The organism is Sphingobacterium sp. Ag1, assembly GCF_000988325.1.
Taxonomy (GTDB): domain Bacteria; phylum Bacteroidota; class Bacteroidia; order Sphingobacteriales; family Sphingobacteriaceae; genus Sphingobacterium.
Map to the genome: position 1 here is coordinate 21,522 of NZ_LBGU01000037.1, position 23,912 is coordinate 45,433.

Here is a 23,912-nt window from a genome sequence, read left to right on the forward strand (position 1 = left end):
TTTTCTAGCTTTTGAAACGTTGAAATTACAACGGTTTTTTTGTTCCAAAGTTGATGATATAATCGGTCATCACTTTGGCACTTTCATCTTTCACAAAATCAAGATCAATTTTCGGTTGGGATTTTCCTTCTTCCCACGCCGGTTTGCCCTGCAATTTCAACAAAGCGTTGATGCGGTCTCTATTTTTCTTGAGGTTGTCATCTTTCTCTTTCTTGAATTTGTTCAGCTCCAATGGAATTTTCACATCCTCATCTTTTTGAGCTTCTTCAATATCCTCTTTCAGATATTTATATTCAAGCGAGTTTTTAATGCGTGCCTCGTGCATTGTTTCTAATTTCTTGTCAACGCCATTTAGATCAGCCACTTTTTTAAAGTTGCTCGATTGGATTTGATCCCAAGGAAGTGCTGATTTTTCTGAGCTCTCGCCAAATTTCTCTGCAGAAAACTGAGAAGGGAAGACGATATCCGGTGTAACCCCTTTATGTTGCGTACTGCTACCGTTTACACGATAGAATTTACCCAATGTGATATTGATTTGTCCATATTGAGGAGCACCTTCTGGGGTATCTGGATCCTTTTCACCGGAGGCCTTTAGGAGTAAGCGGCTAGTCGGGCTGATGACACGTGACATATCGATTGCTGATTGCACTGTTCCTTTGCCATAACTTTGAGATCCTAAGATAATACCTCTTCCATAATCCTGGATAGCTCCGGCAAAGATTTCAGAAGCTGAAGCCGAGAAGCGGTTGATCATGATGCCCAATGGACCATCCCAAGATACGCCCGCGTTTTTATCTTCTTCGACATCGATGTTATTCTTTGTATCTCTTACTTGTACAACTGGACCTTTATCGATAAATAAACCGGTTAAATCAATGGCTTCTGGTAAGGATCCACCACCATTGAACCGCAAGTCGATGACCACAGCATCTACTTTTTCTTGTTTCAACGTGTCTAAGATTAACCTAACGTCCCTTGTTGTGCTCTTATAGTTTGGATCGCGTCTTCTGTAAGCTTCAAAATCCATGTAGAACTTGGGAATATTGATGATACCCACTTTGTACATTTTTCCATCGGCACCTTTGACGTTCATAATCTCTTTCTTCGCAGATTCTTCTTCAACGACGATTTTCTCACGTACTAAAGATACAATGCGCGGATGAGAGTTCATGGGCTGACCGGCAGGTATAATTTTCAGGCGGACAATCGTTCCTTTTGGACCTTTGATTTTTGCTACAGCAGCATCAAGTCTCCAACCAATAATGTCTTCGAATTCACCATCTTTACCTTGGGCTACAGCAATAATCTTATCATTGACGTGAATGCTCTTGTCTTTGAATATCGGTCCACCCGGGATAATTTCGAAGATGCTTACGGCCTCATTGTCGACGACAAGTCTTGCTCCGATACCTTCAAACGTATTGGCCATGCCTTCATTGAATGCCTGTGCAAAGGATGGGTTAAAATAAGATGTATGTGGGTCAACAGCATCTGTCAATGCTTGCATGACCACCTGAAAGGCATCGTTGGCATTGGTTTTCTTTGCCTGCGAGATCAAATTAACATAGCGTTTTTTTAGCGTTTCCACCTGTTTGGTCCTCGCGCTATCAGTAGATTTACCACTCGCGGTTTCCAAGTTAAGCAGATCGTATTTTACACGCTTACGCCATTGGTCGTTGGCTTCATCTGCTGTTTTGAACCAGCCCAATTTTTCGCGGTTAGGTTGGTAATATTCATCTTTGGTATAATCCTGTTTCTTATCGATTTCTGAAAGCGCATATTGCATTCTGTCCAGGTATCTCTTGGAATAGACATTAAAAATATGAAATGCCGCAGAAAGATCTCCATTTTTGATATCCTGCGCAAGATTGCTTCTGTACGCTTGAAATTCATCGATATCCGATTGAAGCAAGTAATTTTTTCCTTGATCTAAACTTTTGATCAGATTATCGTATATAATACCCGATATCGAATCATTCATTTTGACCTTTTTGTAGCTCGCATTTTCCAATAATCCCGAGACTTCCTTAGCGATAATTTGATGTTGTGTGCTTGGTTTAAGCCCTCCGTCATCAGGAAGCGCTACCCGTGGTTTTGAACCACAAGAAACAATGGATACAACAAAAAGTGCAAATATGAGTTTCCTAAACATATTTTCGACGGTTTTAATAATCATTCTTTTTAAAAAATATTCAGCTCCTATTGATGAGCGTGCTAAATTTAGTGAAATTCATAGCACATTACCGCAGAATCTAAAAATTTATTTGATTTATCCTTTAATATTTACAAAAAGCTTAAAATCTCTTTGTAGACTGTCCTTACAACAGACCACGCGAAGAGGTAGATTGTTTTTAAATATCAATTGTACAGTTCATTTTTTAACTGCGTATAGGCCTTGTAGGTCTGATCAGCAGATGGATAATCTTTTAGCACAAGATACACCTCGCCGAGTTTGTCCAATATCGCGAGTGAGAGCTGTTTGTTATTTTCATCAGAAGCCAGTTCAGCAGCCTGCACAAATTCTTTGATCGCTACCTTATAATTTCCATCTCTTTGCTTGGATGAGGCCAGCAGGTACTCGATTTCAGCGAGCTCACTACTTAGTTTTTTGGCATTGGCCAAATCACGGGCCTGTAGCAGAAACCACTGTGCCTCGGTAAATTTATTTTGCTTAAAATAAATCTCAGCAAGCATTTCCCAGGCAAAAATTTTCCCTTCATAGGCTTTGGCCTTATTGAATAGGGGGATTGCACTGCGGATAATATTATTTTCGGCCGCTTTATAATTTCCCTGACCGGCTCGAGCCATGGCAATTAACAGCCAGGCGTTGGCTTGTTCCGCATAGCTTTTACTCGTCATGGCATAGGTATGATAATTTTGTGCACTTTCTTCTGCACGTACAAAGTCGCCACGATACAACTGGAAATTGCTGATGTTCATATTGATGGTGGCTATATCATCCTTGTTATCGGTACGATTTGCCAAAGAAAGTGCCTGATATAAAAACTTTGACGCATTGCTGCTATCGTTATTTTTAATTGAAAATAAGGCGGCTTCATTCGATAAGGCATAGCTTGAGATCCAATTTTGAGCGTTCTTTTGCGCTTCAATCGCGTCATTCCAAACATTCGCTGTAGAAGGCATCGGATTCATTAAATATTGAAAATGCCCCAAGTTATTGGTGCTCCGCAGTTGCAATAACAGTCGCTGGAGCAGGAGCTGTCTTGCAATTTCTTTGCTGAAAGACTTCTTGTCCGCATAGTTCTCTGCTAGTATTTCATTGGCCGTTTTTGGAGGTGGTAAAAAATAGACCTCAGGACCGATACCCTTAAAGGAAGCATCGTATTGTTTGATTGCACCTGTATAATCTTTGGCGGCATCCTGTGCGATTACCTGACATGGTATATTCATGAATGCAGTCAAAGCGGTAAATATAGAAATCCAGTATTTTGTCATTCTCATAAAATATTACGTTATCATTAACGTCCACATAAATTTAGCTAAAGGGCATATTTGAGCAATCTACTCCTTGATTCGATAAACCTGTACGTTCGATTATGCTCTGCCAAAAGCAATTTACATATATAATAGAGCAAATATGACGAAAAATTATGTGAAAAAATGTTAAAGTAATATCGGGCGGCGAATGCTGACCTTTAAAATTATGCTTGTGAAAGCCTGAAGCTTATCGCTTTACCGTACTCTTCGTCGAAGAGCTTCGATGATTAAAGCTAAAATATTTAGTCGCTGTGCCGTTTAATTTTTAACTTTGTGTTATGGCGACACGAATTCCATTAGCAGAACGACTTAGACCGCGGCAATTGAGCGATTATGTGGGACAACAACATATTGTGGGCCCAGATGCAGTACTCTACCATGCGATCCAGCAAAAAAATATTCCATCCATGATTCTGTGGGGCCCCCCGGGGGTTGGGAAAACAAGCTTGGCCTTGCTGATCGCAAGAGAGCTCGACCGGCCGTTCTTTTCATTAAGTGCGATTCAGGCCGGGGTGAAGGATATTCGTGAAGTCATCGAAAAAGCCGAACGGCTGATGAACTTCAACCAAGATCAACCTATTTTATTTATTGACGAGATTCACCGTTTTTCCAAGTCGCAGCAAGATTCACTTTTAGGGGCTGTTGAACGTGGGCTGGTGACACTTATTGGTGCAACAACAGAAAACCCCTCGTTTGAAGTTATCTCCGCATTGCTCTCGCGTTGCCAGGTGTATGTATTGGAACATCTTTCGGAAGAAGATCTTATTGGATTGATCCAAAAAGCATTACATGAAGATGAATATTTACAGAAACAGGCAATTGTTGTCGAAGAATATGAGGCCTTGTTGCGGCTGTCTGGTGGCGACGCACGTAAATTGTTAAATGTGCTCGAGCTGGTTGTCAATGCTGCAGTATTGCACAAAGAGCCAATTACAAATGCCTTTGTACTGAAACAGGTACAGCAAAATATGGCCATTTATGATAAAGCGGGTGAACAGCATTACGATATTATTTCGGCCTTTATTAAATCTATCCGTGGGTCTGATCCGAATGCCGCTGTCTATTGGCTTGCACGGATGATCGAAGGGGGGGAGGATCCGTCCTTTATTGCCCGAAGGTTGTTGATTTTGGCTTCTGAGGATATTGGCAATGCCAACCCCAATGCCCTGTTGTTGGCCAACAATTGTTTTCAGGCAGTCAATGTTATTGGATGGCCCGAATCACGTATCATTCTGTCGCAAACGGTGATCTATCTGGCTACTTCGGTTAAAAGCAATGCTTCCTATGAAGCGATCAATAAGGCGCAGGCCTTGGTGAAACAAACTGGAGATCTGTCTGTACCGCTGCATATCCGTAATGCACCGACCAAATTGATGAAGGACTTAAATTACGGTGCCGAATACAAATATGCACATGCCTATCCGGGGAATTTTGTTGTTCAGGAATTTCTGCCCAAAGAAATTAGTGGTGTCAAATTGTATGAGCCCGGGCAAAATTCGCAGGAGGAAAAACTAAGACAAAGTTTACGGGACAAATGGAAGGAAAAATATAAGTATTAAATCAATATGTCATAAAAAATAGGCTTGGCAGGTATTTTTTGATTTTGTTAAAACTATCTTATGCCTTTGCTTGTTCTCCTAACGTTTTTCAATAGGTAGTAAACACGCTGGCACTCCCCATGGTCAGCGTGTTTTTTTTATTGCGGATCAACTTAAATTATTTATGTTTGTTTTTACAAATGTTTCAACTATGAACTTAGAGCCTTTAAAACAAACAGGACGTTTGGCCACCATAGCACTGACTGGACTTTTTGTCTTTTCTTGCAAAAAGGATACCCCTAAACCTGAACCCGAGCCCGAACCAGTCGAGCGTACCGAAGCGCAGTTGATTAAGGATGATATCTATAAGTATTATAAGCTATATTCACTTTGGGACAAATCCATCCCTGATTATACCAGTGATCCTTCTCAATTCACGGATAAATATGGTTCAGCAGATATGGTGCTCGATGCGCTGAAGAAGCTGACACCGGCACATGCGGCTTATCCAAACGGGGTCTTTGACCGATTTTCGTATATGCTGGGGCTAGATGGCTATAATACAGGAACAACGGCTTCAGGCAGGCTTAAAATGGATACGAACGACGGGTATGGCATCTATGTTCAATTGGGGACAGAAGACGAAAAAACGGCACAGCCCATTATCTATTTTGTAGAAGGTGGATCACCGGCGCAAAAGGCGGGTTTTAAGCGTTCCGATTTTATTACGGCAGTCAACGGTGATTCCGATTATTCGATCGCCGTCACCTGTACGACGACTGGCTGTACGATTAATGATGCAAGTGCCCGGGATAAAATGATGAATAAACTGAATGCTGCCCTGGACGCTGGTACGCTTAAACTTCAAGTGAAACATCAAGACGGCACAACAACGACCAAAGATCTTACTTATGCGAATGGTTATACCATTGATCCCATTTATAAAGATTCGGTCTATACCTATAATGGAAACAACGTAGGCTATCTTGCACTATCGTCTTTTGAAGAAATCGAAAATAATAATGTCAACCAACAAAAGATCGATGCCGCTTTTGAAAAATTCCAGACCCAGCAGATTAAAAGTTTAATTGTTGATTTACGCTACAATGGCGGCGGTTATGTAGATGCGTCTGCTTATGTCGCCGATAAAATTGGGGGAGCCATTACCAAAGGAAAGCTGATGCTCACCTATGAGGTGAACGATTATATCAAAGCGACGCCGAGCATCAATAAGATGTTTCAGGATACAAAGTTTGAAGGCAAGAGCAATTTGAACTTGAGTAAAGTCTATTTTCTGGTGAGTGACCGCACAGCATCGGCAGCGGAAATGATTATTAATGTGCTCAAGCCCTATCTGCAGGTGCAGATCATCGCCTCCGGTACACGTACATACGGTAAACCTGTAGGTTTCTTTGAGCAGGTTGTCCAAAAGAAGGTATCTTTCTGGCCAGTTTCCTTTCTTTTGAAGAATTCTGCGAATTTTTCAGACTATTGGGATGGCTTGGTTCCCGATAAAAGCAATATAACAGATTATGTATTTGTTGATGTGGGTGACAAGAAAGAAACGATGTTGGCGACAGCCTTGAACGATGCTGCACCGGGTATTACCACCAAAGCTTCTATCAATGCCATAAGCCGGAAGGGGTATCGTACGCTTAACCAAGGGGAGGTCAATATACGACCTGACCGGGGTATGATCAAGAAACGTTAGTTTCGCCTTGTGTTCGTACCTTGTTCGCACAGCGTTCGGGCGCGAACAGAGGCTGTACAGTCTTTGTACAGTACCTGACCAGATAATTCCTGTTCGGGATCTGGTCAAGGTCTGTTGCATATTGGGTCAACGTCTGTCCGCGGTCGAAGCAAGTCCGAAGCAGGTACGAATCAGGTCCCTTTTATTCGTTCGAAAAAAGATAAGAATGGCATAGTTCTGCCGCAGCAGCATCCGGTAAGCATTTTAAGTAGCCGACAGGAACCTGAGCGATGATTTTTTCCAAAATGGTATTCATGTTGGAAAATAATTCCTTGTTCCACCGGATAGAAGTACAGCTGGGCAATACCGCAATAAAGCCTTTTAAGCCTTTCTGCCATTCAAATTCATTCATTGGTGCCTGTTGTAAGCGAACAAACCCCTGCAAGGGTAGTAGTTCATTTTTATAACAAGGCGTCTTTCCGCTCCATGGTGTTCCATAGATTAATACACCTTCATCAGTTATTCGAATGGCTGGATTATCGTCGTTGAGTAAAGAGGTGTTTGGAATATGTTGTAACCAAAGTCGACTATGTGTGCTCTTACCGGTGCCGCTCTTGCCTAAGAAAGCGACACCTCTGCCGTTGTGGTTCGCTACAGAAGCATGGATCATGATTGTATTGTGTAAAAGACTCGCCTGCCCAAAGATCATCATGGCCATCCAGGTAATAACACCGCCCTGTTCATCTGCTGAGCTTGCAGGGACATACAGCGTTGAATGTTCAAAATTGCGATCACTTTGGAGGTACCAAAGCCCGTTGCCCTGCTCGTTGACAATTGTTGTGATGAAGGTATCTTCTTTTTCATAAAAGCGAAAGCGATCTCCCCATGCAATAGATTCGTCCGTCCGAAGTGTGCCCATATCCTCAGGTATCGGTGCTTTTGCTAAACTGACTGTGATGCTGATATCTGTTTTGTCGCTGGAGTCTAGCCATTGGAAGTCCCGAAACGAAGGAAGGAGCTTTGCTAGCGGGTAATTTACGGGATGATTAAACTCCAGTATTAATTCCGCGATGCGATAGCGTGTCTGGGATAATTCGGATGATGTCGTCAAATTCATGTTTAAATAATTATGTCGTGGGTGCGCAATGCCCGTTTTTTCTTTTAAAAATTTGTTCGAAAATCAGGCTTAAGTATTTGCCGGTCATTTCTTTTTATTTCATGGCTGTTGTCAGCTACTTCTTTTCATTTGTCTATTGTGCCGATATGCCTCTTATTGATCCGCTATATTGCTCGAATAATGCTTAGTCGAGATAAATATGTTGCTGGCATTTTTCGGCCAGGTGCAAGTCATGAGTTACAAACAAGCAGATTTTGTGCTTTCCATGTTCCAATAGTCGTTGAATTAACGTATCCGATGTCGTCTTATCCAATGCGGAAGTAACCTCATCGAAGAGCCATATGTCACCGTCGTGCATGAGTGCGCGGGCAATCGCAACGCGCTGTGCCTGTCCTTCCGATAGGCCGATGCCAGATTCACCGACGACAGTATCGATGCCGTCGGGTAGGTCAAATACAAATTCCGCACAAGCAAGCCAAAGCGCTTTTTGCATATCCATTGTTCCTTCTTCTTTGACGTGAAGCAGTAAATTCTCACGAATGGTACCGCTGAACAGCGAATTTCCCTGCGGAATATAAGCGAGGTTGATCCGATGGCTGGCGGTTAGCGGCCTTTCACCATTCCTGTCTATGAGTGAAATTTCTCCTTTTTCAGCTTTTAGCAGTGCCAGCAGTAAACGGATCAATGTTGTCTTTCCTTTTCCGCTGGGTCCGATGATAGCGGTTGGCTCACCCGCCTTTAAGGAAAGGTTTAAATTTTGTAACACCCATTTATCTTCATAGCGGAAGGAGAGATCATTGATACGAAGTTCCTGTGTCTCATGGAGACGTTGCTGTGTTACTTGTGGCTCGATTTCTCCAGCTTGTAGTTCAAGTAGACGGTCTGCGGATACCCGGAAACGCACAAAGCCGGGGATATAAGCAATCAGTGCGAGGATGGGTGATTGTATTCTTGCTACCAATTGCAGGAAAGCGGTCATGGTACCGAATGAAATCTGACCGGATTGCAACCGATAGATCCCCCAGATAAAAGCAACTAAATAACCGGCGTTCATGGCCACTTTCATGGCGCCTTGCGTATAGGTGGAAAAGTTGAGCTGGCGTATTTTCAACAAAAGCAGTTGATGCTGGCTCGCTAAGAGTTTCTCTCTTCTTTTGGGGAAGATGCCCATTGCCCGAATGAGCAGCCGAAAACGTAGATTTTCCTGCAGTACCTTTGAAAAATTGCTTTCTTCCTCCTTGACTTCCTTGCTGAGCTTACGCATCTTGCGGAAATACAATTTTGAAAATACAAAAAGGGGCGAGATGGCCAGTATCATCAGCGCCAGCATCGGGTCCATGTACCACAGGAAACCGACCGATGCCAATAGCTGGATTGTGGTCAATATAAAAGACAGGAATGTATTGGCGATGGTATTGGCGACTTCCTCACAGTCCGTCTGGATGCGGATCTGAATATCGCCCGTATGCCAGTTCTTGACTAATTGCCATATGGAGAGCATCTGTGCGTCGAGCATAGTCCGTTGGAGCTGGAGTGTAAGCTTCAATTTGATCTGCTCCATCATACGGCCCGAATAGCCCTTGATTCCCACATTCAGAGCAATACTTCCAACGATACCAATAAGCAGCCATTTCAATGGCAGATCTCCGTGGGATGTGGCGGTGTCAACAGCTTTTTTGGATAAAAACACAAAAGCGAGGGAAAGGCCAATGCATATCAGTTCCAGTATGAAATAGAGGAACAGTTTGCTTCGGTATCCCTGGGTGATTGACCAAGCCCAACGCAGGTGTTGCTTCAAGCTATTGTTGTTCATTTCATTTTTCCAACAAACCCTGTTTTTGGAAGTCCTGTAGCAGGATTTCCGCATCAGATTTTGCCTGATCAATGTCTACGTCGTAGTTTTCACAAAGTAAGTCGACAATGGTGTCACTTGTGAATTCTTTTCCTTTGAGCTGTTCCCATAGCCATGCTGCAGAGCTATTTAAGGTGTATACTGTCGATAGATCAACCATATCCTGGCTCGGGTCTACGATCAAATGATCTGAACCGATTGTTCTCAAAACTAAATCCGATCTTAATTTCATATTAATAATTATTTATCCGTGTCTGTATCCAATGGTGTTCATGAATGCTTTGCATTTTGTTTATTCATGAACTGTTTTTCTTTTTTATTTATGCTGCCTTCGGCAGCTTTAATGGCTATAAAGAGCCCAGGTAATTCAAATGTTGTTTATGTTATAGAAAGCTGCTCCAGTTGTAATTTATGCATAAAATAAAACATATTCTTTCATATATATCAGCGAATTCCTAAGTTCTTTTTGTTCTTTTAAGGCAAAGTTAACAATTTTCTTTCTCAGCGGGTCAATTTAGCTGCAATACGGCGTAACAAACGGATATGGTACCAGCCCATTCCCCTTAATCTTGGCCAGAGGCGATCGATCGTTACCGCTTTATCTTTATCTTGTGGATAAAGCGTATAAGCGATAGCGATGATGTCTGTTGCTTCTACATATTCACGAAGTACAAGATTCCCATCTCCAGCCAATATATATAGATTATTTTTCTTGCCGACATAGCGATGAAAGACAAATTTATCCTTGTCTTTGGCGAGTACATTGCAGCCTAAGGCCAAGCGTTCACCCTGATAAGCCCGTAGAAGCACAGCATCTCCATCCTGGATAAATGGAAGCATGCTATTGCCCTTGACACGTATGCGTACCTCCTTACCTTCACGAAGGATGCGTTGCACCTCGGCAAAATAGTCTGTGTTTGAAATAACCCGCGTTTTGCTGTCGCTTGTGTTTTCGGACATCAGCTAAGAATTAGTTTTAACAAAATAAGCAATGACCTGCTGCAAGTAGGTATCTTTTAATAGCACCTTTTTATTCTCATCCAACAGGTAAATGGTTGGCGAAGCTTTGAGGTCGTATAAATTGAAAGACAATATTTTACTTTCGCTGTCAAAGCCATTAATCCATTGGTACGATAACTCAGTTTGATAATTCTTCCATTTCGTGCGGTCGCCCCATGGGTCGATAGCGAGTACTTGTACCTGTAGCTGAGTAAAGAGCTGCACCAATTGCGGTGTATCACGAAGTTGTTGGATGGTTTCTTTGCAATGTGAGCAGTCCGGATCGTAAAAGATCAAGAAGGTATATTTAGCTTTTGTCTCCGATAGTTTTTGTTTTTTGCCATTTGCCAATTCATATGTAAAGTCTTCGGCAGTTTTTCCCTCTTTATTTCGAAGGACCAATTTATACGTTGGTCTATAGGCTTCTTTTTCAAGGTCTGAAAGCAAATCTGTTTTAATCAGATAACGTAATACCGATTCGTACACGATGTCATTCCGCATGGGCGAATTACCATCGTATAGATAATGCTCGTATTGTTTAACGAAATAATCAAAGCTTATCCGATTGGTTTTTGCTTTGTCTAACATGAGGTCGACAGCTTTATCCCTTGTGGCTGAATCAGGATTTTGTGAGAGTAGTTGAATAAAATCAGCAAGCTGTTGTTCTCCTTTTTCCGGGTTTTTAACTTGAGCGGTATCCAGCATGTCAAGCTTATCCCAAAAATGGAATAAGGCACTGTCTGCAGTACTCACCGATTTTCCATTTTGCTGTTCCGGAGTACTTTGTTGCTTACTTTTTGTACTGTCCTTGCAAGAACAACAAAACAAGATTACTACACATATGGGTAGCCAAAAGCTAAAGATTGGACTTTTCATTTAATTTATGCTTAACTTTACGAAGTTAATAAAACTTTCAGGATTCTACCTGAGTGAACTAATTCCTGTTCTGTAAGTTTTTATTGACGATAAGAATAAAATAGGGAATAATATGGAAAATATCCTAAAATACACTCAAAATAGAGGCGGGGATAGAATGTGATCGCCTACTTAAATAATATTGTATTGATTTAAAAATAGCAAGTAGCGAATACCCTTGTAACTACGTTATGAAAATTTGATGAGCTTTTAATCCAACTAAGTTAAAGGAAATATAATAAGGGATAGAGGCGCTCTGTTGAGTAAATCTTTAAACCATTTAATTAAATAGTTTTACTATTTTTGCGGAAAAATGCCGACGTGTATCGAATGAAAAGAATAATATTATGGTTATGTATAGCAGGATTTGTGGGCACAGTACATGCACAGACCAATCCTGCAAATATAAAAGTTGATAATCTTAGTGATGCTCAGATCGAGCAATATGTGAAACAGGCCGCATTAATGGGCTACGATGAAAGCCAGCTGGATGGTTTTGCCCGAGCACAAGGTGTGTCTGCCGGCGAGGTTCAGAAGCTTAAAGAACGTTTAGCGAAAATCAAACGTAAAAAACAGCAGCCGGATCAGTTGCAGGGATCATCAGCTCAATCTCGCAATAGTCAGCGCAATGGCCGTCAGGTTGGAGGAACATCAAATGCCGATTCATTGCAAACTAAGCAATTAAATAAACGCGACTCCATCGAAAATGAAGAAGGAAAGCTAAAAATATTCGGTTCAGACCTGTTTAGGAATAATGCGATTACCTTTGAACCGAACTTACGTATGGCGACCCCAAGTTCGTATATTATCGGTCCTGATGATGAGATTTTATTGGATATCACAGGGGATAATGAAGCATCCTACAAACTTCCAGTAAGTCCGGATGGAACCATTAAAGTAGAATATGTGGGCCAGATCAATGTGGCCGGATTATCCATTGCAGCGGCAAAAAGTAAGATTGAGCAACGTTTGAGTGGGACTTATCCAGCGCTACGTTCGGGAAGAACCCAGGTGAGCGTAAATATTGGCAACATCCGCACCATTCGCGTGACTTTGACAGGAGCTGTGACGAAGCCCGGGACCTATAGCTTACCCTCGCTAGCGACGGTATTCAATGCATTATATGCTTCTGGAGGACCGAATAAAAACGGGACCTATCGTAAAATTCAGGTGATCCGAGGTAACCGTGTGGTAAGCACGATTGATGTCTATGATTTCTTGGCGAATGGTATACAGCAAGGAAATATCCGTCTGCAGGACCAAGATATTATTCATATTCCCGTTTATGGAGCGAGAGTGCAGTTTGAAGGCGAAGTTAAGCGTCCGGCAATTTTTGAAACGGTACCTGGCGAATCGCTATCGGATATCTTGCGCTATGCTGGAGATTTTACTGAGAACGCCTACAGCGCCAAAGTTAAAGTTCTTCAAACAACAGGCCGCGAGCGGAGTGTACAAGATATCTACGCTGACCAGTTTGCAAACTACACCCCGAAAAGCGGCGATCAATATATCGTAGAACCTATTTTGGACCGTTTTGCCAATCGTATTAGTGTATTAGGGGCCGTATTTCGTCCTGGCATATTCGGTTTAGAGCCCGGTATGACGTTAAAACAAGTGCTGGAGATGGCGGATGGCGTGCGTGAAGATGCCTTCTTGGAACGCGGTATGATCAATCGTCTTAAAGCAGATAATACTTCGGAATTGATCAATTTTAATGTACGCGATGTCCTAGCCGGAACAACTGCAGATATTCCATTAAAAAGAGAAGATAAGATTGAAATTTCGTCCATCTTTGATTTAAGAGACGAATATAAATTTACTGTTCAGGGCGAGGTTCGTTTTCCAGGTGATTTCCCGTTTGCCAGCAATGCGACGTTGGGCGATCTTATTCAGAAAGCCGGTGGATTGACCGAGGGTGCTAAGAATGCCCGGATAGAAATCGCCCGACGCATCAAAAACCTGGACGTAACCGATCACCGCTCATCGAAGACTATTTTGGTGGATATTAAGGAGGGTGTATTGACCGATCCGAATATGATATTACAGCCTTATGATGTGATTTCTATTTTGGGCGATGCTGGTTTTCGTACACAGCGTCAGGTGAAGATTGAGGGTGAGGTCCTTTACCCGGGTTTCTATACCATCTCACGGGAAGATGAACGTATTTCGGATATTATTAAACGTGCGGGAGGGCTTACACCGTATGCTTATACGGAAGGAGCTTCCCTGAAACGCACAGGTATGTCTAAATTACAGGCGGCGGAAAAAAAGGAGCAGGAGCGTTTGAAGAAAGAACTGGAAAGAGATAATGTCAATGAAAACGGCAATTCCAAAGATTCTAGCTTAGATAAAGATGCCGACAAGGATAATGACGGTTCCAAAGCAAAAAGTTCCGCTTTAGCGAAGGTTTCGCAACAGGGAATGTCCGCTTCAGATATTGAACCGAGTGACCTTGTGGGGATAGAATTAAATAAAATTTTAGAAAAACCGTATGAAAAGGGAGACCTTCTCGTTTTAGACGGCGATATTATCAATGTGCCAAAGGAACTAGAGACGGTGAAAGTTGTCGGGGAAGTATTGAATCCAAATAATGTAGTTTATGTAAAAGGCAAGAGCCTTAAATACTATATTAACCAAGCTGGAGGATTTACAGATAATGCCTTGAAAAAGCGTGTGTTTGTTCAATATGCGAATGGTGCTGTTCAAGGAAAGTCTGGTGGGTATCCCGAGGTGAAACCTGGAGCAGAGATTGTGGTTCCTAAGAGAGCCCCACGAGAAAAACTTAATGCGCAAGGTTGGATTGGTCTGGGCACAGGGATTGCCTCATTAGCGGCTATTATTGTTAGTTTATTAAGATAAGATGAACGATATAGTGAGCAATAAACATAGTAAAGATAAAATAAGTTTAAAAGAGATCTTCTTAAAATTAGAAGCATTATTTGCCTACCTTTTTTCCAAGTGGTATCTCATCTTAATCGTGGGTATCTTAGGCGCAATTGTCGGTTTTTTTTACGCCAAGATGCAAATTCCTTCCTATCGTTCCACTACGACGTTTGTATTGGAATCAGGAGAGAGCAGCGGTGGAGGGCTAGGTCAAGTAGCAGGTCTTGCGGCCCTAGCGGGTGTTGATCTAGGGCAATCGGGCGGAGGTATCTTTCAAGGTGATAATCTATTCGAATTATATAGATCCAGAAAAATGATCGAGTCTGCCCTCCTGCAGCGATCCGGAAGCGATAGTTCCAAGCTTCTATTAGACCGTTATTTAGCGTTAAGTCAAGAAAGGGAAGGTTGGGGTAAATCGAATCCTGAATTATTGAAAATTGATTTTTTAAAAGATACAAGCTCGCCAAAGGCACGTTTGCGGGATAGTATTCTGCAGCAAGCTGTGCAAAATATCAATAAAAATAATTTAGAGGTAGGTCATCTTGACAAAAAGTCCTCTATTATAAAAGTTGATGTAAATTCAAGCGATGAAGTGTTTTCCAAAGAATTCAATGAGGCAATCGTCGATCAGGTAAATAATTTTTATATAAACACAAAAACAAAGAAATCTTTAGACAATATAGCGATTTTACAGCGAAAGACTGATTCGGTTCGTGCAGTGATGAACGGCGCTATTGCCGCATCAGCGGTAGTTGCTGATGCAACTCCCAATCTCAATCCAACGCGGCAATCACAGCGCTTGATACCGACCCAGCGATCCCAGTTCTCTGCTGAGACAAATCGCGCGATATTAGGTCAACTGGTGCAAAACTTAGAGATGTCTAAAATGGCTTTGCTCAAAGAAACACCGCTTATTCAAGTGGTAGATGAGCCAATTTACCCGCTTCAAATCATCAAATCGGGCAAATTAAAAGGTCTTGTTATTGGAGGATTTTTAGCATGTTTCCTATGTGTGATTATTTTGTTGGGAATTAAGTCGTATAAAGACTTAATGGCTAATTAATCAGATTCAGATGGATGTAAGGCGTTTTATAGTAAACCTATTGTCCAACTGCATGAGTGCTGTAACGGGAGTAGGGTTAACTTTTTTTTTGACACCTTATCTGGTTGATACCCTAGGTAAGGAAGCCTATGGCTTTTATCCGCTGTCTAACAACTTTATCATGTATGCTGGTATATTGACAACTGCTTTAAATTCGATGGCAAGCCGATTCATTACCATTAGTCTTGAAAAAAAAGAGATCCAGCAAGTTAATATATATTTCAATTCTGTTCTATTTGGCAATTTGTTTGTTTCTCTTTTTTTTATCATTACTGGCGGATTGTTTTGTTATTTTGCGCAGTACATTCTTGCGATACCTACCCCTATTGCTTTTGACGTCAAGCTATTATTTGTTTTTGTATTTCTGGGATTAGTGATCAACGTATCTTCTTCCATATTCTCCGTAAGTGCATTTGCACTCAATCGTTTCGATAGGCTCGCCCTGATTAATATCGTGATGAACCTAATTCGATTATTGATTATCGTTCTTTTGTTCTATTTCTTTGTTCCGCGTATTTACTTTTTGGGCGTTGCCTCGTTGTTTTCTTCCCTGTATTATATGTTTGCAAATTACCGTCTCACTAAAAAGATAATGCCAGAGATTGTTTTTTCTTTCAAAAATTTTTCGTGGGTTGCTATCTATACGCTGATTGGAGCGGGCGTTTGGAATTCGGTGTTAGCCTTATCCAATGTAATAAATACACAATTGGATCTTATCCTAGCCAATCGCTTTTTTGGAGCAAGTGATATGGGAATACTCTCCTTAACAAAAATGGTACCTATTGCCCTACAGATGTTGCTGGGAATTATCGTGCCCTTATTTCTTCCTGAACTGTTAAAAGCCTACGCTAATAATGATCTGAAGAAAATGAAAGCTAATCTGGATTTTTCTTTTAAAGCTATTTTTATTGTTCTATTACTTCCAATAGCTATTTTTTTTGTTTTTGGGCAAGAATTTTTTCGACTTTGGCTTCCCCATGAGAACTCTCAACAGCTGTATTTGCTCTCTATTATCACTTTGGTACCCTTTATTATACACGGGACCATCGAGACGATACATCATGTTTTTGTTATTACGAATAAATTGAGGCTAGCTTCCTTTTGGGGGATATTTATTTCTGTTCTGAGTGTTATTACAGTCGTTTTATTGTGTAGATTCTCTACACTGGGGCTTTATGCGATACCCATAGGTGCGCTTCTGACAGGTATGTTCAGTCATCTTACCTTTACGCCAATTTATGCTGCCTGCTGTCTGGATGAAAAAAAGACCTATTTCTATAAGCGTATAGCAAAAGGAATAGGAAGCTTTTTGATGTTGATGCTTATTGCTTTTTTATGGAAATATCTCTCCTTGATACCTGTAGAAAGTTGGTTAGGTTTTATATTAAGTTTGTCAACTTTGACAGTCATTTTACTAATAGTATGTGCTTTCGTCTTATTTGATAAATCCATTTTGGGTAAAATGTATGTAGAAATGAAAGGAAAATTAAAATTATGATCCCTAAAATAATACACTATTGCTGGTTTGGGCGTGGGCAAATGCCAGATTTGGAGCTACGATGTATAGACACCTGGCGCAAATACCTGCCGGCATATGAATTACGTCTTTGGAATGAAGATAATTTTGATATTGATTTATTTCCTTATGCGGCTGAAGCCTATGCAGCGCGTAAATATGCATTTGTAGCCGATGTATGTCGGTTATACGCTCTGAAAACTTATGGCGGAGTGTATCTTGATACAGACGTAGAGATTTTAAAGAGCCTAGATGAATTTTTGGCAAAGCACCGGGCTTTTTCAGGGGTAGAGGACAACAACTATTTGACCAGTGGTTTGATGGCAAGCGAAAAAGGAGGGCGATGGGTAACCGAGCTTTTGGATCAGTATACGAATAGAAGATTTTACCTTCCGGATAAATCATTGGACCTGACGACAAATGTTGAAGCGATCACCCAATTTATGAGGAGTAAAGGGATCACTATTGACAATTCCTTTCAGGAGATAGTGGGTTATTGCACCATTTATCCCAGTACCTATTTTTGCCCAAAGAGCTGGCTAACAAGGGAAATAAATATCACATCCAATACATATTGTATCCATCATTTTGCAGGATCATGGTTGCCTGTTAAGCGAAAGTGGAACAGAAATGAATTTTTGCTGAAAGTATTAGGGCAAAAAAGATTTGAACGTTTAGTGGCTATTTATGGTAAATTAAAACGTTAATGAAAAAAACTATCCACAGCAATTTAAACGATCCGTTGATCTCTATCATTATTCCCGTTTATAATGTAGAGGCTTATCTTCGTGCCTGCCTCGACAGCGTCATTCAACAAACCTATAGCCGTTTGGAGGTCATTTTGGTCAATGACGGTTCTACAGATGGCTCAGGAAAAATTTGCGTGGAATATTCCGAACAGGATCAACGTATAAAAGTTGTAAATCAAGCGAATGGAGGACTTTCAGCTGCGCGCAATAAGGGCTTGGATTGCGCCACTGGAGCGTATATTTCATTTATAGATTCTGACGATGTGATCGACCCTAATTTTGTTTATATTCTGTATCAGCTATTGGTAGACTCGGCAGCAAGTATTTCCATGTGTTCATATGCTACATTTACAGCGGCAGTGCCTGCTCATCATCATTTGAGTGATCATCGGATTGCGATTGAAGTTTATTCAGGAGATTATATGCTGAATAATCTCTACAACAAGGATTGGGTTCCTAAAAATGTCATAGCCTGCAACAAACTTTATCATAGCAGTGTTTGGGAAGGCGTAAGGTATCAAATCGGCGTCTTGCATGAGGATGAATATATCATACATGAACTGTATGCCAGAACGCCGCGCATTGCGTATACCCCAGCATCGTTGTACTATTACCGTCAGCGAGAAGCGAGTATTACTAAAGAAATATCTGGCAAGCGGATCGACGATACATTAGCCATTTTTGATTTACGCAGTTCCTATTTTAAGCGGAATGGCTACACTCACCTAGTTGAAAATAATGATAAAGCTAAAGTGCTGAATATCGCTCTTTTGGCAACAACATATAACAATGTTCGAACAAGACAATTGTTAAAGCAGTACCTATCCACTGTCCTTCGGCAAGGAAACATTCCATTAAAGATGAAATTTTCATGTATTTTCATCGTATGCTTTCCTAAGCTGTATTGGGCGGTGAAAAGTTTGAAGAAAAAGACGGTTTAATGAAGTATTATTTAAAGCATTTTAGTGGAGCTGTATCTGAAGGAGGCGCTGTTCGTAATCAGGCATTTTACCGACATTTCCAAAAGCGTTCCGATGTGAAGATCATAGATATCTCTTCTACAACTATTTTCCATAGAATCTTTCATACGCTTTGGTTTATCATCTATTTTAAACGCAGGCAAAACGATCAGATTTATTTTCACCTAGGAGCCATCTTTGTGTTGTTTCCAACATTTTTATTTCGTACAGGTTTATCAAGGCTTATTTTTAGGTTTTTGGATCGACTGTCAAAACAGCATACATTACAAATAGAGGTGAATGATTTGCCTTTTGAGCAAAGCCGGGATTTGGAAACGCCTGATTCTTCCTTTTACCAATTGTTTCAAGATAAACTATTTGATCTGAAAGACATCAAGTATGACTTTGCCTCTAACCGTATGCGCGATTATGCACAAAAGAAATATCACTTAAACCCTCAAAACTGCGCTGTTCTATTGAATGGCTCGGATATTCTAATGGAATTCGATCCAGTTGTATATGAATCGATGCTGGGGCGACAGGCCGAAAAATTGAAGTATGTATATGTAGGTTCTTTAAATAAGGGGCGGCAGATCGAACATTTGATCCGAATTTTTGCACAATCAACGCACCAGCTATTTTTGCTAGGGCCAGATGGTGAATGGATTCAAGAAGCATTAGCGCACAAAGGTGTTCATAATGTCAGCTATCTGGGAGTTTTTGATGATTCCACCGCACTTCAAATTTCATCGCTATGCGATATAGGTGTGATACCTTATGATGATAGCAGATTGTACTACAATATCTGTTATCCGACCAAGGTATCCTTCTATCTCTCGGCCGGTTTGCCAATATTGTGTACGAGGTTAGAGGAAACACAATCCGTGCTAGCACACAAGAACCTAGCCCGCTTTTTGCCTATTGATCATTGGACTAATTTCATAGCAGCAAGCAACAAGGAAGAGATCAGTGTGTTGCAGAAAGAAGTGTTGCTTTATAGAGATCAATTTTATTGGAGTTCGATTTTATCAGGTTTGAATTTTTAATTAATGGATTAAGGCCATGATACTCTACTACATCATATTTATAACGAGTTATCTGCTCTGCTTATTTGATTTTACAGCATCAAGATCCATTAAGTTTTTGCTGTACCTTTGTTTCTGTACTTGTATAACCCTTATTGTGGGATTTCGAGAGGTAGGGTTGGACAATGACAGTATCGCTTATCAAGAGATGTTTGGTATGTACAGAAATTCTACTTTTGATCAAATCATTGCCGGCGGATACGGTTATGCTGAAAGAGGCTATGTCTTTCTCAATAGGTTTATTGCGCTGTTGGGAGGCAATTATAGAGTGCTTTTTGTGGTGATGGCGATAGCTACTGCATTGGTTAATTACAGCTACTTTTGGAAAAAATCCGACTATCTTTTTTTAAGCCTGCTTTTTTATATCAGTTTTTTCTATCTCTATCGTGATTTTACGCAAATACGTTACGCTTTAAGCGCAGCTATCTGTCTGTGGAGCATGAATTATTACTTCAATAAGCAGTACATTTATGCGCTTATTACATTTATCCTAGCCATAGGCTTTCATAATTCCGCGATCATTCTTCTCCTGGCTATTCTTATACTCCGATTGTTTAAAAGCGATATTTGGTATATTATTGTGCCGATACCATGCATTTTTATTGGCAAATTGCTGACGCTTCCACTGCTATTTTCGGTTTTTGGCAACGGTACCGATCACATGGATATTTACCTGAAAGATGAAAGCCTAGGAAGTGCTTCCATATCCTTGGTTGGGTATTGCTTATGTTTGCTTTATTTTTTTCTGACCAACTACAAGGCATCCAGTCTTGACAGCGATTCAACGCTTATAAAAGCCGGCGATTATAATTTTAAATTGGTTTCCATCGCTGTGGCCATGAATTTTCTGTTTATAAATATATCCATATTTCAACGATTTTCATTTATTCTCTTTCAATTTGCGGCGCTATTGATTGCTATTATCATCAGTTTAATCGGCGAGCGAGTTAAAGAGCGATACCTCTTTCTTATCTTCTACTTGTTGATTGCCTCGTTTTTGCTGTTCTATGGATTGCGGATGATCAATGTTGATTTGGTAAGACCCTATAATTTCTCCTTTTATGATTGATATTCTGCTCGCAACCTATAATGGCGGACAATACATAGAGAATCAGTTACTCTCTATTATCGGCCAGCAATTTAAGGATTGGCGGCTGGTGGTTCATGACGATGGATCAGCAGACGATACCCTCCAAATTTTGAAAAAATACCAGGCTATTGATCCACGTATTCATCTGGTAGAGGATGGGATTACCTGTAGGTCTGCAGTCCGTAACTTTTTGCACCTCCTGTCATATGCCACTGGCGATTATCTTATTTTTTGCGATCAGGATGATATCTGGTTTGAGTCAAAACTACAAGTATTATATGAGTCCATTAAATTAGTTGATCAGCCCGCAGCCGTCTACTGTAATGCCTATGCTTATAACGGAGTGCACGTCACAGCAGATCAAGTTTCACTTTTTGAAAGAGATTGTTTAGCCAATAGCTTGTTTTTAAACAGTGGAGTACAAGGTTGTTCGTTAATGTTTAATCGCAGATTGCTTGAACAACTTCGTGATTTTCCAGCATATATCGTTATGCATGACCATTATATTACCATGGGCGCGGTGACTTTTGGCAAACTAAACTATATTGATCTTTCATTGATGCTCTACCGGCAGCACGATCATAATGTGACGGGGCATGTTGCAACATCGTTAATGGGACGATTACATAACCTTTTCAATCGCGCTGTTCCTATCATAGATCGTGATCACTACAATGCCAATAGATCGTTCTATCAAAAATTTAGGCAAAGGCTTACACCTGAACAGGTTGAAGTTTTTGAGGCCTATCTTAAATTTCCTGAACTAAGTTTTATCGAAAAAATACGTTATATTTTTAAGTATAATTTTAGGATCGGTAAGCGTAGGACAGTCTTATTGTTAAAGCTATTTTTAAAACGTACGATATAAGCCGATGTTACTTTCTATCATTACACCAAGTTTTAATAGAGGCTATTGCCTGCATAAAATTTACCAGTCGCTTAGTCAGTTCGACCGAAATGATTTTGAATGGATTTTGGTTGACGATGGCTCTACCGACGATACGGAGTTGATCGTGCAGCCCTGGGCGGAAGAGCAGCGGTTGAATTTTAAGTATGTCAGGCAGGCCAATAGCGGAAAGACAAATGCTGTCATACGAGGATTTGAACAAAATCCCCGCGGAACTTATACTTTAGTGTTGGATTCGGATGATATCCTGTTGCCCAACGCAATGGATCTGATCAAAAAGTACACTGCTGACTTACAGCCCGCGGAAATAGGTATGGTGTTTCTCAAACAAAATAGTCTAGGAGAAATAGTCGGGACAGCATTTCGTTTGCGTAGCTCTAACTATATAAAGATGTATTTTGGTCCGCATCGCTGTTCAGGAGACAAATTGTTTGTGGTAGAGACTGTATGCTATAAAAAAAGCTTAGTTGCAGCCTTTCCAGGTGAAAAACTTATTCCTGAAGGGGTCATTTATATACATATGCAGCAGGCCGGAAGCTTCCGGTGCGTTAATGAATTTTTATATGCTGGCGACTATTTAGCAGATGGTCTGTCGGCGAGTACACTGCGTCTAGCGGCCAATAATATCCACGGATTTATCCTAGAAAAGCAGCTGCTTGAGGCCCAGCCCCTAGCTTTAAAAGAGGCTGTCATAAACAATATTAAGTATATCAGCTACTCCGTTGCTGGAGGCAAAAAACTAGGGGATATCTTGAAATATTCCAGGTGGAAAATATTAACTGTTCTTTTGTTGCTGCCCACAATTTTAATAAGTTTCCCCCGTATTATGAAGATAAAAAAGATCATTAAAAATAGAACATTTTAGACGGCCGCAAACGCCATTAGTTTTAACCCTTATTAAAGAGACAGATATTGAAAGTTTTACATATTATAAATAGTTTACATACAGGAGGGGCTGAGAAGCTGCTGGTCACGACCTTGCCCTTGTTAAGACGAAAAGGCCTGAATGTCGATCTATTGTTACTCAATGGAGAAGAGACCCCATTTCGAAAGGAATTGCAAAACGGATCGGATATAGCGATAGAAAGCTTGGGAAGATCAATTTATAATCCCTTTTATATTTTTCGATTAATTCCCTATTTGAAGCGTTATGAGTTGATTCATGTGCATCTTTTTCCGACGATGTATTTTGTAGCCCTTGCAAAGCTGTTATCGTTTAGTAAGACGAAGATCATATTTACCGAACATAGTACCTCTAACCGCAGGCTCCAACATTGGATATACCGCCCGATGGAGCGTGTGATCTATGCGCTATATACAGCTATTGTATGTATTAGCGAGAGTGTCAAGGCCATGCTGCATCGAGAACTCGGACTGGCCGATGACAAATGCGTCGTTATCAGCAATGGTATATCGCTGGCCCAGATTAACCAGGCACCTATCTATGACAGGAGCCAGTTTGGTTTTCAACAGCGAGATAAACTGATTTGCATGGTAGCCGCCTTTCGGAAAGAAAAAGATCAAGACACCGCGGTGCGCGCATTACAGTCACTTCCTGCGCCTTATAAATTGCTTTTTATCGGCGAAGGCGAGCGCCTGGAAATTGTTAAACAGCTGGCCATGGACCTGGATGTCTGTGAAAGAATAACTTTTTTGGGGGGCCGTACAGACATATATCCGCTCCTAAAAATGTGTGATATTGCTGTATTGAGTTCACATTGGGAAGGTTTTGGTTTAGCTGCGGCTGAGGCAATGGCCTGCGGCATACCGACAATTGCATCTCGCGTTCACGGGCTGGCTCAAGTGGTTTCGGGAGGCGGTTTGTTATTTGAGGTGGGGGATGCGATGGATCTTGCGGCAAAGATCAGCTCCCTTGAAAATCAAGACAATTATCATGCTATTCAAAAAAGAGGCCTTGAAAAAGCCCAACAATATGATGTAGAGGAGACCGCCGATCAGTTGCTCTCTTTCTATCTAACTTTAGATCAAAAAAAATAATGACGATAATCTCG

19 protein-coding genes are annotated in these 23,912 nt (G+C 40.9%); 12 read left to right on the plus strand and 7 right to left on the minus strand.

The genetic code is table 11. From position 1 onward, the window contains the following. Window positions 1-25: 25 nt before the first annotated feature. Window positions 26-2,152 (minus strand): carboxy terminal-processing peptidase, encoded by a 2,127-nt coding sequence (locus AAW12_RS11455; protein WP_156167622.1) that lies wholly within the window; start codon window positions 2,150-2,152, stop codon window positions 26-28. Window positions 2,153-2,358: 206 nt separating this feature from the next. After that, window positions 2,359-3,462, minus strand: coding sequence for a tetratricopeptide repeat protein (locus AAW12_RS11460; protein WP_156167623.1), 1,104 nt, complete (start codon window positions 3,460-3,462; stop codon window positions 2,359-2,361). A gap of 314 nt (window positions 3,463-3,776) precedes the next feature. Between AAW12_RS11460 and AAW12_RS11465 the strand changes: the two genes are divergently transcribed. Next, window positions 3,777-5,057, plus strand: coding sequence for a replication-associated recombination protein A (locus AAW12_RS11465; protein ID WP_046673775.1), 1,281 nt, complete (start codon window positions 3,777-3,779; stop codon window positions 5,055-5,057). Between the two features lie 190 nt (window positions 5,058-5,247). Beyond that, window positions 5,248-6,747 (plus strand): S41 family peptidase, encoded by a 1,500-nt coding sequence (locus AAW12_RS11470; protein ID WP_046673776.1) that lies wholly within the window; start codon window positions 5,248-5,250, stop codon window positions 6,745-6,747. Between the two features lie 181 nt (window positions 6,748-6,928). Here the strand turns inward: AAW12_RS11470 and AAW12_RS11475 are convergent, their stop codons facing one another. The 5 genes from AAW12_RS11475 to AAW12_RS11495 all read right to left on the minus strand — a co-directional run bounded on the left by AAW12_RS11475 (window position 6,929) and on the right by AAW12_RS11495 (window position 11,570). Then, entirely contained in the window at window positions 6,929-7,843 is a 915-nt protein-coding gene (locus AAW12_RS11475; protein WP_046673777.1) for a hypothetical protein, read from the minus strand. A gap of 184 nt (window positions 7,844-8,027) precedes the next feature. Beyond that, complete coding sequence (locus AAW12_RS11480) at window positions 8,028-9,656, minus strand: ABC transporter ATP-binding protein (RefSeq protein WP_046673778.1); 1,629 nt, start codon at window positions 9,654-9,656, stop codon at window positions 8,028-8,030. 1 nt (window position 9,657) lies between these two features. Beyond that, a complete protein-coding gene (locus AAW12_RS11485) occupies window positions 9,658-9,927 on the minus strand; it encodes a PqqD family protein (protein ID WP_046673779.1) in 270 nt (89 codons plus the stop codon). 269 nt (window positions 9,928-10,196) lie between these two features. Next, window positions 10,197-10,655: a S24 family peptidase gene (locus tag AAW12_RS25450; RefSeq protein WP_053003634.1), complete on the minus strand. Its 459-nt coding sequence runs from the start codon at window positions 10,653-10,655 to the stop codon at window positions 10,197-10,199. Between the two features lie 3 nt (window positions 10,656-10,658). Continuing rightward, window positions 10,659-11,570 carry a DUF5106 domain-containing protein gene (locus AAW12_RS11495; protein WP_046673780.1) on the minus strand — a complete coding sequence of 304 codons (912 nt, stop codon included), beginning with the start codon at window positions 11,568-11,570 and terminating at the stop codon, window positions 10,659-10,661. 369 nt (window positions 11,571-11,939) lie between these two features. On the opposite strand from AAW12_RS11495, the gene AAW12_RS11500 reads away from it, so the two are divergent. Genes AAW12_RS11500 through AAW12_RS11545 form a run of 10 tightly spaced genes read left to right on the plus strand, consistent with a single transcriptional unit; the run spans window position 11,940 to window position 23,898 of the window. Continuing rightward, complete coding sequence (locus AAW12_RS11500) at window positions 11,940-14,468, plus strand: SLBB domain-containing protein (RefSeq protein WP_046673781.1); 2,529 nt, start codon at window positions 11,940-11,942, stop codon at window positions 14,466-14,468. Between the two features lies 1 nt (window position 14,469). Further along, entirely contained in the window at window positions 14,470-15,555 is a 1,086-nt protein-coding gene (locus tag AAW12_RS11505; protein WP_046673782.1) for a Wzz/FepE/Etk N-terminal domain-containing protein, read from the plus strand. A gap of 10 nt (window positions 15,556-15,565) precedes the next feature. Then, complete coding sequence (locus AAW12_RS11510) at window positions 15,566-17,092, plus strand: lipopolysaccharide biosynthesis protein (RefSeq protein WP_084823148.1); 1,527 nt, start codon at window positions 15,566-15,568, stop codon at window positions 17,090-17,092. Next, the gene (locus AAW12_RS11515; RefSeq protein WP_046673784.1) at window positions 17,089-17,817 is read left to right on the plus strand and encodes a glycosyltransferase family 32 protein; all 729 of its coding nucleotides are present in this window, start codon (window positions 17,089-17,091) and stop codon (window positions 17,815-17,817) included. The genes AAW12_RS11510 and AAW12_RS11515 overlap by 4 nt, the downstream gene beginning before the upstream one ends. After that, window positions 17,817-18,800: a glycosyltransferase family 2 protein gene (locus AAW12_RS11520; protein WP_053003635.1), complete on the plus strand. Its 984-nt coding sequence runs from the start codon at window positions 17,817-17,819 to the stop codon at window positions 18,798-18,800. The genes AAW12_RS11515 and AAW12_RS11520 overlap by 1 nt, the downstream gene beginning before the upstream one ends. Further along, window positions 18,800-19,864, plus strand: a complete 1,065-nt coding sequence (locus AAW12_RS11525; protein ID WP_156167624.1) for a hypothetical protein — start codon at window positions 18,800-18,802, stop codon at window positions 19,862-19,864. The genes AAW12_RS11520 and AAW12_RS11525 overlap by 1 nt, the downstream gene beginning before the upstream one ends. A gap of 16 nt (window positions 19,865-19,880) precedes the next feature. Then, window positions 19,881-20,972: an EpsG family protein gene (locus AAW12_RS11530; RefSeq protein WP_084823149.1), complete on the plus strand. Its 1,092-nt coding sequence runs from the start codon at window positions 19,881-19,883 to the stop codon at window positions 20,970-20,972. Further along, window positions 20,965-21,861, plus strand: coding sequence for a glycosyltransferase family 2 protein (locus AAW12_RS11535; protein ID WP_046673787.1), 897 nt, complete (start codon window positions 20,965-20,967; stop codon window positions 21,859-21,861). Before AAW12_RS11530 ends, AAW12_RS11535 begins: the two co-directional genes overlap by 8 nt. A gap of 4 nt (window positions 21,862-21,865) precedes the next feature. Then, on the plus strand, window positions 21,866-22,765 hold the full coding sequence (locus tag AAW12_RS11540) for a glycosyltransferase family 2 protein (RefSeq protein ID WP_046673788.1): 900 nt from the start codon (window positions 21,866-21,868) through the stop codon (window positions 22,763-22,765). 47 nt (window positions 22,766-22,812) lie between these two features. After that, complete coding sequence (locus AAW12_RS11545) at window positions 22,813-23,898, plus strand: glycosyltransferase (protein ID WP_046673789.1); 1,086 nt, start codon at window positions 22,813-22,815, stop codon at window positions 23,896-23,898. Window positions 23,899-23,912 lie beyond the last annotated feature (14 nt).

Bases quoted from the DNA above. Each gene is read 5' to 3' on its own strand.
- AAW12_RS11475 (WP_046673777.1), bottom strand. From the start codon at position 7,843: ATGAATTTGACGACATCATCCGAATTATCCCAGACACGCTATCGCATC.
- AAW12_RS11520 (WP_053003635.1), top strand. From the start codon at position 17,817: ATGAAAAAAACTATCCACAGCAATTTAAACGATCCGTTGATCTCTATC.
- AAW12_RS11505 (WP_046673782.1), top strand. From the start codon at position 14,470: ATGAACGATATAGTGAGCAATAAACATAGTAAAGATAAAATAAGTTTA.
- AAW12_RS11485 (WP_046673779.1), bottom strand. From the start codon at position 9,927: ATGAAATTAAGATCGGATTTAGTTTTGAGAACAATCGGTTCAGATCAT.
- AAW12_RS11535 (WP_046673787.1), top strand. From the start codon at position 20,965: ATGATTGATATTCTGCTCGCAACCTATAATGGCGGACAATACATAGAG.
- AAW12_RS11465 (WP_046673775.1), top strand. From the start codon at position 3,777: ATGGCGACACGAATTCCATTAGCAGAACGACTTAGACCGCGGCAATTG.
- AAW12_RS11540 (WP_046673788.1), top strand. From the start codon at position 21,866: ATGTTACTTTCTATCATTACACCAAGTTTTAATAGAGGCTATTGCCTG.
- AAW12_RS11495 (WP_046673780.1), bottom strand. From the start codon at position 11,570: ATGAAAAGTCCAATCTTTAGCTTTTGGCTACCCATATGTGTAGTAATC.
- AAW12_RS11530 (WP_084823149.1), top strand. From the start codon at position 19,881: ATGATACTCTACTACATCATATTTATAACGAGTTATCTGCTCTGCTTA.
- AAW12_RS11455 (WP_156167622.1), bottom strand. From the start codon at position 2,152: ATGTTTAGGAAACTCATATTTGCACTTTTTGTTGTATCCATTGTTTCT.
- AAW12_RS11480 (WP_046673778.1), bottom strand. From the start codon at position 9,656: ATGAACAACAATAGCTTGAAGCAACACCTGCGTTGGGCTTGGTCAATC.
- AAW12_RS11515 (WP_046673784.1), top strand. From the start codon at position 17,089: ATGATCCCTAAAATAATACACTATTGCTGGTTTGGGCGTGGGCAAATG.
- AAW12_RS11500 (WP_046673781.1), top strand. From the start codon at position 11,940: ATGAAAAGAATAATATTATGGTTATGTATAGCAGGATTTGTGGGCACA.
- AAW12_RS11510 (WP_084823148.1), top strand. From the start codon at position 15,566: ATGGATGTAAGGCGTTTTATAGTAAACCTATTGTCCAACTGCATGAGT.
- AAW12_RS11525 (WP_156167624.1), top strand. From the start codon at position 18,800: ATGAAGTATTATTTAAAGCATTTTAGTGGAGCTGTATCTGAAGGAGGC.
- AAW12_RS11460 (WP_156167623.1), bottom strand. From the start codon at position 3,462: ATGAGAATGACAAAATACTGGATTTCTATATTTACCGCTTTGACTGCA.
- AAW12_RS11470 (WP_046673776.1), top strand. From the start codon at position 5,248: ATGAACTTAGAGCCTTTAAAACAAACAGGACGTTTGGCCACCATAGCA.
- AAW12_RS25450 (WP_053003634.1), bottom strand. From the start codon at position 10,655: ATGTCCGAAAACACAAGCGACAGCAAAACGCGGGTTATTTCAAACACA.